16 protein-coding genes are annotated in these 14858 nt (G+C 30.1%); 7 read left to right on the plus strand and 9 right to left on the minus strand.

The window, feature by feature from the left end; genetic code table 11:
• The first annotated feature begins 15 nt into the window (after positions 1–15).
• Together ppa and B6F84_RS03180 are read left to right on the plus strand one after the other, a co-directional pair.
• Positions 16–531, plus strand: coding sequence for an inorganic diphosphatase (ppa, locus tag B6F84_RS03175; RefSeq protein WP_148690888.1), 516 nt, complete (start codon positions 16–18; stop codon positions 529–531).
• Between the two features lie 32 nt (positions 532–563).
• Positions 564–1823: a glycosyltransferase family 2 protein gene (locus B6F84_RS03180; RefSeq protein WP_187152740.1), complete on the plus strand. Its 1260-nt coding sequence runs from the start codon at positions 564–566 to the stop codon at positions 1821–1823.
• A 23-nt stretch (positions 1824–1846) separates the two neighbouring features.
• Here B6F84_RS03180 and B6F84_RS03185 read toward each other — a convergent pair whose 3' ends face one another.
• The 7 genes from B6F84_RS03185 to B6F84_RS03215 form a co-directional block, all read right to left on the minus strand.
• Positions 1847–3595 (minus strand): type II/IV secretion system ATPase subunit, encoded by a 1749-nt coding sequence (locus B6F84_RS03185; protein ID WP_148690890.1) that lies wholly within the window; start codon positions 3593–3595, stop codon positions 1847–1849.
• Positions 3596–3647: 52 nt separating this feature from the next.
• Complete coding sequence (locus tag B6F84_RS03190) at positions 3648–5543, minus strand: type II secretion system F family protein (RefSeq protein ID WP_148690891.1); 1896 nt, start codon at positions 5541–5543, stop codon at positions 3648–3650.
• 386 nt (positions 5544–5929) lie between these two features.
• On the minus strand, positions 5930–6997 hold the full coding sequence (locus B6F84_RS03195) for a TGS domain-containing protein (protein WP_148690892.1): 1068 nt from the start codon (positions 6995–6997) through the stop codon (positions 5930–5932).
• Complete coding sequence (gene rnhB, locus B6F84_RS03200; protein WP_148690893.1) at positions 6987–7625, minus strand: ribonuclease HII; 639 nt, start codon at positions 7623–7625, stop codon at positions 6987–6989. The genes B6F84_RS03195 and rnhB overlap by 11 nt, the downstream gene beginning before the upstream one ends.
• Positions 7622–8326, minus strand: coding sequence for a 60S ribosomal export protein NMD3 (locus B6F84_RS03205; RefSeq protein WP_148690894.1), 705 nt, complete (start codon positions 8324–8326; stop codon positions 7622–7624). Before B6F84_RS03205 ends, rnhB begins: the two co-directional genes overlap by 4 nt.
• 5 nt (positions 8327–8331) lie before the next feature.
• On the minus strand, positions 8332–8628 hold the full coding sequence (locus tag B6F84_RS03210; protein WP_148690895.1) for a DUF424 domain-containing protein: 297 nt from the start codon (positions 8626–8628) through the stop codon (positions 8332–8334).
• Between the two features lie 5 nt (positions 8629–8633).
• Positions 8634–9047, minus strand: a complete 414-nt coding sequence (locus B6F84_RS03215; RefSeq protein WP_148690896.1) for a translation initiation factor IF-2 subunit beta — start codon at positions 9045–9047, stop codon at positions 8634–8636.
• Positions 9048–9095: 48 nt separating this feature from the next.
• Between B6F84_RS03215 and B6F84_RS03220 the strand changes: the two genes are divergently transcribed.
• From B6F84_RS03220 to B6F84_RS03240, 5 genes are read left to right on the plus strand one after another with little or no spacing between them, the layout of a single operon-like run.
• Complete coding sequence (locus tag B6F84_RS03220; RefSeq protein WP_148690897.1) at positions 9096–10352, plus strand: tRNA (N(6)-L-threonylcarbamoyladenosine(37)-C(2))-methylthiotransferase; 1257 nt, start codon at positions 9096–9098, stop codon at positions 10350–10352.
• Positions 10353–10386: 34 nt separating this feature from the next.
• The gene (locus B6F84_RS03225; RefSeq protein ID WP_148690898.1) at positions 10387–11574 is read left to right on the plus strand and encodes a thiolase family protein; all 1188 of its coding nucleotides are present in this window, start codon (positions 10387–10389) and stop codon (positions 11572–11574) included.
• A gap of 43 nt (positions 11575–11617) precedes the next feature.
• Positions 11618–11941 carry a translation initiation factor aIF-1A gene (locus B6F84_RS03230; RefSeq protein ID WP_148690899.1) on the plus strand — a complete coding sequence of 108 codons (324 nt, stop codon included), beginning with the start codon at positions 11618–11620 and terminating at the stop codon, positions 11939–11941.
• 2 nt (positions 11942–11943) lie between these two features.
• Positions 11944–12696 carry a serine protein kinase RIO gene (locus tag B6F84_RS03235; RefSeq protein WP_148690900.1) on the plus strand — a complete coding sequence of 251 codons (753 nt, stop codon included), beginning with the start codon at positions 11944–11946 and terminating at the stop codon, positions 12694–12696.
• Between the two features lie 6 nt (positions 12697–12702).
• Positions 12703–13239 (plus strand): RNA-processing protein, encoded by a 537-nt coding sequence (locus B6F84_RS03240; protein WP_148690901.1) that lies wholly within the window; start codon positions 12703–12705, stop codon positions 13237–13239.
• Here B6F84_RS03240 and B6F84_RS03245 read toward each other — a convergent pair.
• A complete protein-coding gene (locus tag B6F84_RS03245) occupies positions 13210–13749 on the minus strand; it encodes a hypothetical protein (protein ID WP_148690902.1) in 540 nt (179 codons plus the stop codon). The genes B6F84_RS03240 and B6F84_RS03245 overlap by 30 nt on opposite strands.
• 19 nt (positions 13750–13768) lie before the next feature.
• A complete protein-coding gene (locus tag B6F84_RS03250; protein ID WP_148690903.1) occupies positions 13769–14761 on the minus strand; it encodes a DUF1152 domain-containing protein in 993 nt (330 codons plus the stop codon).
• Positions 14762–14858 lie beyond the last annotated feature (97 nt).

Consider the following 14858-nt stretch of genomic DNA (forward strand, 5'->3'; position numbering starts at 1 on the left):
TTAGACAGTATTAATATGAAAGCTACAGCAGGAAGTAAAGCTCCAGATTTAGTAAATGCTTTTATTGAAATACCAATGGGTTCAAATATAAAATACGAATATGATGAGGAAGAAGAAGTAATAAAGGTAGATAGGATCTTGTATACTTCTATGGTATATCCATTAAATTATGGATTTATTCCAGGTACGCTAAGTGAAGATGGAGATCCATTAGATATCTTAGTTATAAGTAACTATCCTTTTGCTCCAGGTAGTGTAGTAGAAGTAAGGCCAATAGCATTAATTTATATGACTGATGAAGAAGGAGTAGACAAGAAAATATTAGCAGTTCCAAAAGATAAAGTAGATCCTACGTTTTCAAATATAAAAGATGTTACTGACATACCGGACGCATTAAAAAATAAGTTAGTGCACTTCTTTGAGCATTATAAAGAATTAGAGCCAGGAAAATGGGTAAAAATTTCAGGTTGGGGAACTAGTCAAGAAGCAAAAGAAGAGATAAAGAAGGCGATTGAGAGGAAACAAAAATAATGTTTTTTATAACTAAATTATTTTCCATTATTTTGATTTTATCTTCTATAATATCTTCTTCATGGTTACTTTTACAAGTGTACTATTTAAAATCAATAAAAAATGGTTTAGAGATTGAAAAAAAGGAAGAAGACAAAGAACCATTCTTTAGCATAATTGTAGCTATTAAAAATGAAGACCAAAAAATAGTAAAAGAATTAATATCGAATTTAATAGCTTTAGACTATGATAAATATGAAGTAATTATAGTTTCTGATGATCCTAAAGAATACGTTTCTAATATAATTAGTTCAACTGGTGTTTCATGGAATAATATCAAAATAGTAAGAAGAGAAAGACCAATTGGAAGAAAAGCTGGTGCTTTAAATTATGCAACTAAACTAGCTAATGGAGAATATTTTATTTTTTTAGATTCAGAAGCTAGGGTAAATAAAGATTTTCTAAGAAAAATATGCAAATATCTTGATAAAGAACCATTAGCTTTACATGTAGAAATTAGAAACCATGAAAATTTTATAGAAAAAATATATTCAGAAACTACTAATTTTGCAATGAAATCTCTTTTCCTTAGTAGATTCCAGAAAGGACTTTATATTTTTCCAAATGGTTCAGCAATAGTTATTTCAAGAGATACATTATCTAAAATAGGCTTTTGGAAAGAGGGTATAGTTACTGAAGATTTAGAATTAGGAATAAGGGCTGCATTAAAAGGAAAACAATTTACGTATGTTCATGATATTCTAGTAAGTTTATTATCCCCTAGAGCATTATTTGATCTCTACTATCAGATTGAAAGATGGGCATATGGATCAGGAGAATTATTTATATATGGATTAAAATTATTTTCAAAGGGATTTAAAGGCGTAGAAGGTTATATTTATGTCATTCAATGGGGAATTTACTCAGTATTTATTTTTGTCTTAGCTATTGTAGCTTCACTTCAAATGCTATTGCACTTATCTATGTCGACATATATAATATCTATATTAATATTTTCTATTTCTCTATTAATTTATTCATCTTCGTTTAAGATCAGTGAAGATGAAGCTTATTTAGTTAGCATAGCTACAATCTGGGCAGCAATAATTGGATTTACAAAAGGTTTATTTAAATTAAATTTTTCTTGGAAAGTTACACCCAAAATTAGAAGCAATACATCAAAACCTCTTGTATTAAGAGTCTTACAATATATATTTTTCATTATCGCATTAACCAATTTAATATATAATAATATATTTTCAAGTCTTATATTACTTCTACTTTCTATATCTATATTTATTATAGACACATGAAAAACGTTTAAAAACTAAAATTTTTAAACTGAAGTTATTTTTACTGCTGACATTCTGCTTACTTCAGCTAATGCTTGTTCTGGCTTTATACTATATTTTATAATGTACTTTTTAACTAATTTGTAACTTTCTGGATCTTGCACAACACTTTTAGTAGAAGCTAACATTTTTAGATATAATGATCTTCTTTCTATTTCTGCTTTTACTTCAGCTAAATCTCTTCCAGCTTCCTCTATTCTAGCTCTGGTAACTTTTGCTGCATCTAGGTCTAAGTTAAAACTATCAGACTTAGCTTCCCAATTAACTACCCTTCTATAATCATTCCAACTTACTATCTCATCTATGCTTACTGCCCTTCTTCTTAATTCTACCTTATCTCCTATATATACTGGTAATCTTCTAACGTTTACAACTATATTCATCATAGGTATCCATTCTTGTTGAATATTTAGTGGCTCATTCATTAACCTTTTCATGGCTGAATCTGTGTCATATGCGTGGAAAGTTGTAGCACCTCCGTGACCTGTGGATAAAGCCTGGAATAATACATAAGCTTCTGCACCTCTTATTTCACCTACAACAACTAAGTCTGGTCTATATCTTAGAGATAGTTTTAGCAAATCCATTAGGCTAATTTCTTTTCCAGATTGTCCATATGCGCTTCTTGCATACAATTGTACCCAATTATCTTGAGCTAATCTAATTTCTGGAATATCTTCTATTGATACTATTTTCATCGATTCTTTAGCTAAGTTTAAGATAGAAGTTAGCATAGTAGTTTTTCCAGCTCCAGTAACTCCAATTACCATAAAGCTCATTCTCATGTCAATAGCATACCATAAGTAAGCTGCTGCATCTGGTGATAAAACACCAGAATTTATTAAATCTAGAATGGTTATTGGTCTATCATTAAATCTTCTAATCACAAAGGATGATCCTCTTGCGCTTACTTCAGTTCTAAAAGTAGCTGCAATTCTATCTCCTTGAGGTAATATACCATCGCTTATAGGATCTGCTATAGAGATAGTCTTTCCAGATAATGATATTAATCTTAATACTAATTCATCTAATAATTCTTTTCCATCTACCTCTAAGTTTAAGACTTTCATTTTCTCATGCAAAACTATGTTAGTTGGTACATATTCAAACTCTCTGTGGTAGACATAAATTGGCAAATCTAATCCGCTACATGAAATATCTTCAATTTTATAATCATTTAAAACTGGAGTTAATATATTATAGCCAAACATGTTTCTCAATAAGTAATAAATAGCTACTTTTCCTCTAGTACTAAGTAATTTTAATCCTGCTCTTTCTCCTTGTATTATTTGAAGATCTGGCCTTTTAGCAGCAGCATTAATAATAATTTTTCCTAAATCTAAGCCTTCGCTTTTTTCTATTAATGCTCTTTCTATTTCGGAGATCAAGTATAAATAGATATCAAATGCAGATATATCAATTGGTGGCTCTAATAATACATATTTATATATTCCTTTATTTTCATCATACGTTATAAAGATATGCGGATTAGCTATCGATAATTCTATATTAGAGTTATTTAAACTATTTTTCACATATTCTGGGATGGAGTTTAATAAATTTATTTCATAATCAGATATTATTTCAGTTAATTCTTCAGCAGGAGGATATAGGGGAATTAAAGGCGCAGGTAATGATATGGTTTCATTAGATTTTTTATTTTTAGTAATATCATTATTATTACTCTTATTCTTTGACGATCTAAAAGTCAAATTAGGTAATTTGACTGGCATAAAAATATATATATAACTTCTTCTATATAAGGATTCCTATATCTTCTATGTCCTATTTTAGTATATGCAGTAGCTTCATCATTATAAAGAAATTGTATGAAGACGAAGAACTACTACTAAAGTTTAGATGCACATGGATTAATATTATTAGCATTATTGCGGTAATTACTACAAGTATTGCAGAGTGTAAGAATCCATTAGCTATTCTGCCAGTTCCTAATTTCCCAACTAGCAATCCGGCTAAAAATGAGTTAAACAATGATGAAATTGCGGTAATATAGATAGCCTTAGGTAATATTACACTGGCAGTTACTAGAGGACCATACGCTAGACTAGAATGTTGAGAAACTATTAAACCTAAAATTGCAGAGCCCAATATAGTGGAAGCTACTAAAGCTAATACTACGCCTACATAAGGAGTTGCTAATAGTATTTTTATCTTAGAGTCATAGTCTCTTTTTATTCTTATTTGTGTATCTATTTGTTCTGCTATACTTTCTACCGTGTCTGGAGTCATACTGCCTATTTCCATCATATCAGCTAATGCTATTATCGAAATCCTTGAAGTGAAGTCTCTTATTCTTTCTGCTCCTTTTCTAAATGCATCTTTTAGAGGATATCCTAGGGTTATATATGAATGAATTTCATTTAGTACAGTTCCTAGTTTACCCATTTCTTTTGAATCTTTAATGTTTTCAATTACTTTTTCTGGAGGTAATCCTGCTCTTATTCCCTCACTTATTGCTCTTAGAAAGCTTACAACATACGGATCGTATCCAGTTCCTTCTTTTAATTGCTTACCTAAAATTATGTAAGGAGGTACGGTTGCAATCAATAAGCCTATGGTTATAGATAAAACTGTAGGAGTAATATCACTAGTTCCACCACTTAATGTAAAGAAATTTAATAACTGATGAGTAAGAAATAATAATACAAACATAGCCAATAATCCTACTCCAAATGATATATAGAATATATTATAATTTAATTTCTTTTCTGGAAAACGCAGTTGTGTTTGTTCAATAACATATATAAATACTAAATTAACTAATGGTACTACTACAACGCCTAAAACTCCAAACATTCCTAAAGTAGATGCTCCGCTGCCTAAAGGAAATATAGCTTCTAATACCATAGCCAAGAAAATCATAATATAGCCTGAAGAAAGCCATATTACGTATCCTTCGGCTACTCCTGAAAGTTTGTCTGAAGCTAAAGATGCCATTAACTCTAAGTATTTTGACAGATCTTTGGCTTTGGCTTCCATGGTTTGTAAAACTGGCGCTCCTGTTCTTACTGCAGTTATGTAAGTAAGGAAATAATCCTTAAGGATCTTAGACGGAGAAATAGATGCAGCATGGGACATAGCATCTTCTACACCTTCTCCTAGAAATTTCATTCTTTTGTTAACATACAGTGCTACATTGTTAATATATTGAAAAGCAGAAGCCTTAGAGATTTTTTCAAACATTATTCTTGGGCTTAATCCTGATCTTAGGAAAATCAAGAATATTGAGGTAAAAGCAGCCATTTCTGAATCTATTCCTATTCTTTTATTTTCTTTGATTTGTGAAATATTAGCCGTAGAAGCTAAATAAACTACAGGAGGAATTATAATGCCAAATACCCACATCATAAAAGATAGTATCAGATATTTACTTAATCTATATAGTAAATAGAATTTTACGAAAATTAATAACCCAAATACAATCAATACTACTGTTAGAGCTGAAGATAATAATAAATAGAAGAAAATTTTTGAGGCATATAATAAAGGATCTTCAGAAATTCCTGCTTGTAATAAGTTATTTTGTAATGATTTAGCCATTGATTTTACAATTCCTAATCTAACAAACTTAGCATAAATAGGCATAGAAGGTAATGTACTAATTTTTTGCTTAGGCAAATTCTGTGATTCGTTACTTTGTTTCTTAAGTTTAATTGCCATAAAAGAATTTTGCAATACGAATTTTTAAGTTTTGGTATTCTTGCTCAACTTAAGCAGAATAATGATTTAGTTTCATGTTACCCTCTGTCTTTCTGAAGTACTAAATAATAGTTCATAATGAAGATACTATTTAAATTTCTATAGCTAAATCAAAGTTTATATAAAATTATCTCTTAAATATGATTAGATAGAATATATTTTAAATCTACATAATAATATTAAATAAGTAATAATTTTTGAAATTATACTTTATATAATATTTTAATTCCAGGAAATTTAAGATGTTCTTTAATCTTTATGAAAATATTTATGAAGAGATAAATAAATCTAATAAAGTATATTAGAGTACCAGATTAAGCCGTATATTACAGTTACTTTGTTATCTTTTATTTAGCATGTATTTCAACTATATCTTTATCTTCAAGTAGATGATCTTCTCCAACTTTTTGTCCTGGAAATTTAGCTGATTTACCCCAAATTCTAGCATACCTGAAATTTTCTGAGAGTGAAGTATGTAACTTTCTTGCTAAATCCAGTATCGTTGAACCTCTTTTTAGGGTCAAAGGATCTTTAGTGGGATTTTCGCCTGGTTCTTTTGTGTAAACTCTTATGACATCTAAGCTTTCAAATAAGTATTTCTGAATATTCTCATAAGGAGATATTACGTCTACTCCAGGGTATACAAATTTAGTATTAGAAACTACGACTGTAGGCTTATACGTAATTGCTTCAAATAATGATTTTTCTACATCATCTAGAGTAGCTTCACCAAAAATTTTTACTATAGCAGATTTTATGCCAAAATCCATTAAGTATTTTCTTACTTCATTTTCGTTGGTATTAACTAGTTTTCCCATCATTACAATTCTTATTCCTTCTTTTTCACTCCTTAACTTTTCTAAAACTACCTTTCCTTTAGGTTTTCCTAGAATGATATTATTACTTTCTAGAAAATCTTTAAATTTCATAAATTCGTTTTTATCATTGACTACTATTAATAATGAGTCTGCATTCCTAATTAGACCTATTATTTTACTAACTATTAATCTTGAATCTAATATTATAGGAGGAGGATTTACCAATTGTATTCCGACATCTTCATAAAAAGTCATTGCTGGAACCGGAAAATCCCTAGGATCTTGTTTTATATTCGTTAATTTTCTTACAATTTCATTTTTTAATTCTTCTCTTCCTAAAACTAGAACTTGCCCAGCTCCTTCTTTTTCTATAAAGAAAGAATAACCTCCGCCTTTAGATTTCTTTCGTTGCTTTTCTGATTCTTCTCGAAGTTCAGCTAATCGCCTTTTTGCCCAATAGACTAGATTTTCAGTTCCTTTATGTTTAGGTACGTAACTTAAAAAGTCTTGAATAGCTTTGATCTTCTCTTCTGGAGTTTTAGCATCCATTACTTTTATCCACTTAGCTTTAGCTTCAGCAGGTAGATTAGTAACCATCTAAATCCCTCTTACTAATGTAATAATTGGGAGCCAGCTTAAGTAAATTTTTCCATGTCCTCCTAATAATCTTTGGTGGAGGATTTCCACTTTCATATATTTGTTTTATCCAATTTTTAGTTTTTGGATCTGAAGGATAACCACTACCAAAATCTCCATATTCACTTTTTAGAGAATCTATTATTTTATCCCTAATTACTTTAGCTATTATGCTAGCTGCACTAGACTCTACAAAAAGTTCATCAGCTTTATATACTACATTAGGTTTCGCTTTTAATTTATTAATTAAATCTATTACTTCTTGTTCTTTTCCAACTCTATCAACAGTAATTATATTTGGTGAAAAAGTAATTGATGCCATGATTATTTGAATAACCTTTTTATATGTAACCTTATTAAGGTTCTCAGAATCTATTTCATAAGGCATAGCCTTATTTATTATTATTAGTTGAGAAAAATTGAGTATTATATCAAATAGTTTTTCTCTTTCTTTTCTAGTCAATTGCTTACTGTCTTTTACTCCTGCAGTTTTTAGAATCTTCTCTTGATTTTCATCAATTATTACTCCAGCTATAATCATTGGTCCTATAATACATCCTCTTCCAGCTTCATCTATGCCTAATTTTATATTCTTATCGAAATGACAAGTTTTGCATCCCTTTTACCATCTTTTACTCTTTCGTTTTCAAAACTTTCTGTAATTTCGGCCTTAACTAATGATTTAAAGTTAGAGACGAGTTTTTTTGCAGTATATTTATTTATGAAATAATAATCTACACCTTCTTTTCCTTCAATAATATCGGACAATGAATTAATTACATCATTAGAGAAAAACGATTCAAATAAAGCTCTTTTTTCTTCTTCTAACTTTCCTTTTCCTCTAAGTTGTATTATTGCTTCATAATATCTTGCTTTCTTTTTAGCACAAATATCGCAAATTACTTGAGAAACTCTCAACTCTACAGTACGTTCTATATTAAATTTCTTATTACCAACTTTTCCTTGAAAACTTAAATTAACGAATGTTCTTCCATTTCTATCCTTCCATTTATCTCCTAAGTCAATTCTATAATCTTTAACATTAGAATCTATTTTAACTTCTTTACCTAGAAATCTTAGTATTATATCGTTTATTGCATCATTACTATTATCATATAATCTAACCCATTTCCTATCTATCCATTCAGCATTACATATTTTACAAATCTTTCCAGTAACCACTTGAGGTGTCTGTATAAGGTTTTTAGTTTCTATATAACAATCATAGCATAATCTATCAATGAGTTCTACGTCCTCTTTTCCACATCTGACGCAGAATTTTTTAACCATAATGGTCACAAATTATAAACTTGAGCAAATTTCACTCCTTTTACTTCTAATACAGAATTTTTATGAACATATCCTCTTTTTATTGCCTCATCAACTATATTATTTCCTACTATACTTACTACAGTAGCTTCATTAAATAGGGTAAAAGCGTATTCCAGATCTACTTCTTCTCCACCGTAAAATTCCTTATTTATACTTAAAATTGCTTTATCATCTTTAAACTCTTTACCTAATAATTCCTTTTCACATAAATTCACAAAAGTATACTGATTTTCCCTTATTATATTTAGTATAACATTCATGAAAATCACAATGGTTTTACAGAGGTTTTAGCTCCGCATGCTAAGCACTGAATATACCATATTTTTCCTTCTTTTACTAGAACCGTATCATAGCTCTTGCAAGTAGTACATTGTACATATGTTTTAAGGAACCTTTCCATTAATGTATTTATTATCGATGACGAAAATCTACCTTGAATTAGCAATTGTCCATTATCGCTTATTGAACCTGCTGCTCCTAACTCCTTAAGTAAATATCTCATGCATAGTTTATCTTCTCTTCTTATTCTATAGCAATATTCTCCAAAATTCCTAATAATAGTAGTACCTCCAACGTTAAAAATTATTAGTGATGGTAAGTTTTGAATTCCTTCTGCTTGAGTTTTTTTAGGTAATTTCGAGTAAACTCTATCTAAGAGATATTCGTAATCTTCAACCATATTCTCACAAAGATTATAAAAGCATTAGAGGTTTATATTTGTGTTGAGATGAAAGTATACTTTGAAACCTATGGCTGTGCATTAAATAAAGGAGATACTTATATAATGATGACGTTACTGCAAAAAAGAAATCACGAAATAGTATCCGATTTAAATAAAGCCGACGTTATAGTATTGAATACTTGTGACGTAAGGTTAGAAACTGGAGAAAGAATGAAATCAAGAATAAGAGAACTTGAAAAGCTAGGAAAGAAACTAGTTATCGCAGGATGCTTTGCTGGTGCAGAACCTGCAGTAGTTAAAAGTTTAGCTCCAAAAGCGTCAGTAATAGGTCCTCAAGCACTTATTAAAATAGTCGATGCAGTAGAAAGCGCGAATAGTATATTTTATATTTCTCCAGAAAAAATTGAGGAGACACCAAAAATATTTGAAGGAAAAATTTCTATAATTCCTATAGCTGATGGATGTGCAGGAGATTGTAATTTTTGTATTACGAAATTAGCCAGAAAAATTTTGAGAAGTTACTCTATACGTAGCATAGTAAATTCAGTTAAGGAAGCAGTGAATAATGGAGCAGTAGAAATAGAACTAACAGGCCAAGACGCTGCAGCATACGGTTTAGATTTAGGAGGTAAAGTAAAGCTTTCAGATTTGCTTCAAGAAGTTCTTAATGTAGAAGGAGATTTTATGATAAGAATAGGAATGATGACTCCAGAACAATTTGAAAGAGATATAGATGGTATATTAGAAGTTTTAAAAAATAGAAAAATGTATAAATTTCTTCATTTACCAGTACAAAGTGGAGACGATAATGTATTAAAATTAATGAACAGAAAATATACTGTAGACGAATATAAAGATCTGGTAAATGAAGCTAGATCAAAGATACCAAATATTAATATTACTACTGATATTATCATCGGGCATCCTGGAGAAGATGAAGGCGCATTCCAAAATACTCTGAATTTAATGAAGGAATTGAAATTTGAAAAAATTCATTTAGCAATGTACTCATTGAGGCCAAATACTAAAAGTTCATTAATGAAACAAATTCCAGACTCTGTAAAAAAAGATAGAATGAAAATAGCGTATAAGCTGTATGAAGATCTATCTCTTCAATTACATAAAGAATATCTAGGTAAAAGGATGAAGATTTTAGCTACAGAAGAAGGAAAAAATAATACAATTATAGGTAGGACAATGAATTATATTCCAGTAGTAGTAAAGAAGTCAGAATTAGGTAAATGGTACGATGTAGAAATTATAGATTACTCATTTTTCGATCTAAAGGGAGTTTTTGTTTAAAAAATTTAAAAAGGTTTATACATATTATTGTCCTATGACAGAAGTTTACATAGCCTCAGCAGTTAGGACACCCATAGGAAAATTTGGAGGAGTATTTAAAGATATTAGTCCAGTAGATTTAGGAGCAACCGCAATTAAAGAAGCCCTAAGAAGAGCTAACGTCGATCCAAAAAAAGTAGAAATATCAATTATGGGTAATATATTAAGGGCAGCACATGGACAAGATTTAGCTAGACAAGCAGCATATAAGGCTGGTATACCATTCGAAGTAGATGGATATTCCGTAGATATGGTATGTTCATCTGGGATGATGAGTGTTGCTAACGCTTATCAAATGATTAAGAGCGGTGATGCAGATATTGTAGTAGCAGGAGGAATGGAAAGCATGAGCCAAGCATCATTAGCGTTAAAATCTCACGCTAGATGGGGAGTAAAAATGTTAATGGGTAAATCATTAGAATTTATAGATACAATGCTTATGGATGGATTAACTGATCCTTTCAATATGAAACTAATGGGAGAAGAAGCAGATATGGTAGCAAAATCTCATAATTTTACTAGGCAAGAATTAGATGAAGTAGCTTATCAAAGTCATAAGAGAGCAGCAGAGGCAACAGAAAAAGGACTTGTAAAAAGTGAATTAGTCCCTGTAAAAGTAGGTGATACAGAAATAACTAAAGATGAAGGCATAAGAGCAGATACTTCCATAGAAAAATTATCTCAACTCAAGCCAGCATTTAGTAAAGACGGATATCATACTGCTGGAAATTCCTCACAATTGTCTGATGGAGCATCTGCATTAGTTATAGTAAGCGAAAAAGCAGTAAAAGAACTTGGAATAGATCCTATAGCTAAAATTTTAGGATATTCATGGGCAGGAATTGAGAGCTGGAGATTTACTGAAGCTCCAATATTTGCAGTAAAGAAATTATTACAGAAATTAAACACTGATATTTCCAAATTTGATTATTTTGAAAATAATGAAGCATTTGCAGTTAATAGCGTACTAGCAAACAGATATCTTGGTATTCCTTACGATAAACTTAATGTTTTCGGAGGAGCTATAGCATTAGGACATCCTATTGGAGCAAGTGGAGCAAGGATTATAACTACACTTATAAATGTATTATCCAAGATGGATGGCAAAAGAGGAATAGCAAGCATATGCCATGGTACTGGAGGATCAACTGCTATGGCTATAGAACTTTTAAGGCCAATATAGCTTTAATAATTATTTAATAAATATAATCAAGGTGGTCAATTAGTTGCCAAAAAAAGTTTCGCAAGGTCCTTCTCCAAGGGAATTAATGAAACCTGAAGAAGGAGAAGTAATATGTGTAGTTAAGAAAATGTTAGGAGCTGAACATATAGTAGTTCTTTGCACTGATGGAAAGCAGAGAACTGCTAGAATACCTGGTAGGATGAGGAAAAAAGTTTGGATAAAAGAAGGAGATGTAGTACTTGTAGCTCCTTGGGATTTTCAATCAGATAAAGGAGATATAATGTATAGATATATGCACGATGAAATAAGAAAGCTTGTAGAAAATAAAATTGTAGATAGAGAAGTATTAGACCAATTAAGAGGATAAAATTGTCAGAAAAAAAGAAAAAAATAGAGAAAAGACGTAAAGATGCAGATCTTTTTAAAGTCGTAGATTCTACAATTGACCCTAGAACATATCTACTTCTGCAGGATATTGCAAGAAAATTAAGAATTGATTACTACCTAGGAGCTATTTCTTCTGGTAAGGAAGCAAAAGTATATCCTGCAAAAACATATGATGGGAATTTTTATGCAGTAAAAATTTATTATGTTTCGACTTCGGCATCTAAAAAAGCTATACAAAAATACACATTTGGAGATAAAAGATTTGAGAATATAAAAGCTAGTAATACAAAAAAGTTAATTTCTATTTGGGCAAGAAAGGAATTTAAAAACCTTTCTATATTATATGAATCAGGAGTAAATGTTCCCAAACCAATTCTAGTTCAAGAACATATTTTAGTAATGAATTTTATTGGAGAGAACGGTGTAAGAGCTCCATTATTAAAAGAACTTCCTGATGAAGAAATAACCAAAGACATGTATGAAGAAATTTTAAGCCAAATAGATCTTATGGTTAATAAAGCTAAATTAGTTCATGGAGATTTAAGCGAATATAATATTATCGTATACGATAAAATATACATAATTGATGTTAGCCAAAGCATATCTATTGAAAGCGAAAATGCACCAGAATTGTTAAGAAGGGATATAGAAAATATAAACAGATTTTTTGAAAGCAAAGGTATAGAAGTTAATGATACTGAAGAAATTTTAAAGAGATTTAACATAATTACTTGAAAAGCAATGTTTGTTAGCACATCAGATGAGAAAATAAGGATAATACAACAAATTATTCCTAAGCTTAAAGAAATATCAGATGTCGATATTACTTATGACGATAAAACAAAAACATTTAACGTTAATTCGTCTTCAAATCCTTATGATGCTATGAAAGTAGTTTCAATAATTAAAGCAATAGACTATGGATTTAATGTTGATGAAGCATTGAAACTAATGAGTGACGATTATATGTTAGATGTTATAGATTTGAAACAAGCCATAGGTAGTAATCCAGATGCATTAAGAAGAATAAAAGGAAGAATAATTGGAGAAAACGGAAAAGCTAAAAAGATTATTCAAGAATATACTGGAGTATTAATTTCAATAAAAGATCATATTGTAGCTATTATAGGAATTTACGATCAACTAACAATAGCAAAAAAAGCAATAGAATTGCTAATAGAAGGAAAAGAACATTCTACTGTATATAAATTCCTAGATAAAGCAGAAGCTCAACTAATATCTTTAGCTTCAAAGAATAGATCTTACAATTTCAAATGAGTTATTTTTCGGAATTTCTTGAATATAATGGCTAATAACTTTATCGTATGATAACAATATTGTTTTATTATTGTTATCCTCTAAGAATTCCTTTAATTGACTCGAATTTCCGCTAAAGAAGATCTTGAAAAATTCATACAATACTCTTTTTGGTTTACTTAAAATTTCTTCTGTAGGCATAAGATTAGGTTTCGGAATCATAACTAAAGTTAAATGAACTCCATTAAGCTTAGCCATCATAGCTATTTTATAAGCACTATATTCTTTAGTTGGTGATTTCTTGCTTGCCTTAACTTCTATAAAATACTTTACACCATCTTTTTCAGCTTCTATATCATGAGTAGGCAAATCAACAGACTTTATATTTGTAAAATTTAGTTCTTCAAGAACTTTTCTTGCCCTGTATTCCATAGCAAAGCCTAAAATCATACCCTTTGCTCGATCTAACGCAAAATTAAGTTCTTCATCCGTGAATCCGAATTCATCCTTTAAGTCCTGTAACGTATTCACATGTTATATTTTCTAAACGTTAGTTAAAAGTATTTCCATACTTTATTCTTTCAATACCTTTTTTTCTTAAAATCTCAATATCGCTTTTTGTAGTATTACTTGCATTTAATCCAAATTTCTCATATAGATCTTTTTCAAAATCATATTCAGTATAAATTTTATGCTTATGAAACTTTTCATTAGCTTCTTCTAAACTGTTAGAGTCTTTTACAATCTTATATATTCCAGAAATTTCAGCCAACTTTTTAGGATCAACAAAAAACATTATTGATGAGACTGGAGTAACAAACACCTTTCTAGTGCCATTTCTAATTTTAACTTCACCGTATAATCCTTTAAACGCATCTAAAGGTATTTTTGACGCTTCAGTATTTACGATTTTTAAAGCTTTTTCCATTAGATTTGCGGTATCAACATCAATGCCTTTAGAATCTATCAATCCGCCTATTTTTGCAATTTCACTAATTCTTTTTAAAATATAGTTATATTCTAACTCTCCATCACTTCCTGCTCCAATTATACCTAACATCGATTTTTCTATTTTTACTAAACATGAAAGAGATATAGAATCTATTAGTGGACTTCCTAATCCTTCCTCATCTCCATTTGCTAATACATCTCCTCCAGCATCTACACCTACTACTAGGTCAAAATTCTCCTTATTCATTAGGTCAATTAATCCTTTAGCCATTCCTATATCTCCATTTTTATTACAAATAGCATATCCAAAATCATTTATCAAAGATAAAACTCTCATTAATTGAGGAACAATCTTTCTTCCAGAACGTACAGCATAAGATTTATCTGTTACTAGATAAACAGAGTCATTAATTTTTTCAAAATTTCTTAGATCCTCTTCGCATATTGGTCCAGGGAGTGGATCTTCAACGTATCTCTCCCAAATTACGGCTCCAATTTTTACTTCATGTCCTAGTTTTCTGAAATACGTCCAAGGAATAAGAGTAGATAAAGCATCTCCTCCACCACCTATCCCGAAAGCGAGAATTTTCATATACTTAAAATATTTTTTGGCACTTTATACTTTTAGCTATTAAATGCCATTCTAGTTGGATACGCTCTAGACTTGATATGTATTATTTGAGTCTCAT

It is taken from the genome of Acidianus manzaensis (assembly GCF_002116695.1).
In the GTDB taxonomy this organism is placed as follows: domain Archaea; phylum Thermoproteota; class Thermoprotei_A; order Sulfolobales; family Sulfolobaceae; genus Acidianus; species Acidianus manzaensis.

Excerpts from the sequence above, each read along its gene's own strand:
- ppa (WP_148690888.1), top strand. The coding sequence starts at position 16 with ATGAAAGCTACAGCAGGAAGTAAAGCTCCAGATTTAGTAAATGCTTTT.
- B6F84_RS03185 (WP_148690890.1), bottom strand. The coding sequence starts at position 3,595 with ATGCCAGTCAAATTACCTAATTTGACTTTTAGATCGTCAAAGAATAAG.
- B6F84_RS03190 (WP_148690891.1), bottom strand. The coding sequence starts at position 5,543 with ATGGCAATTAAACTTAAGAAACAAAGTAACGAATCACAGAATTTGCCT.
- B6F84_RS03195 (WP_148690892.1), bottom strand. The coding sequence starts at position 6,997 with ATGGTTACTAATCTACCTGCTGAAGCTAAAGCTAAGTGGATAAAAGTA.
- B6F84_RS03205 (WP_148690894.1), bottom strand. The coding sequence starts at position 8,326 with ATGGTTAAAAAATTCTGCGTCAGATGTGGAAAAGAGGACGTAGAACTC.
- B6F84_RS03210 (WP_148690895.1), bottom strand. The coding sequence starts at position 8,628 with ATGAATGTTATACTAAATATAATAAGGGAAAATCAGTATACTTTTGTG.
- B6F84_RS03215 (WP_148690896.1), bottom strand. The coding sequence starts at position 9,047 with ATGGTTGAAGATTACGAATATCTCTTAGATAGAGTTTACTCGAAATTA.
- B6F84_RS03220 (WP_148690897.1), top strand. The coding sequence starts at position 9,096 with ATGAAAGTATACTTTGAAACCTATGGCTGTGCATTAAATAAAGGAGAT.
- B6F84_RS03225 (WP_148690898.1), top strand. The coding sequence starts at position 10,387 with ATGACAGAAGTTTACATAGCCTCAGCAGTTAGGACACCCATAGGAAAA.
- B6F84_RS03240 (WP_148690901.1), top strand. The coding sequence starts at position 12,703 with ATGTTTGTTAGCACATCAGATGAGAAAATAAGGATAATACAACAAATT.
- B6F84_RS03250 (WP_148690903.1), bottom strand. The coding sequence starts at position 14,761 with ATGAAAATTCTCGCTTTCGGGATAGGTGGTGGAGGAGATGCTTTATCT.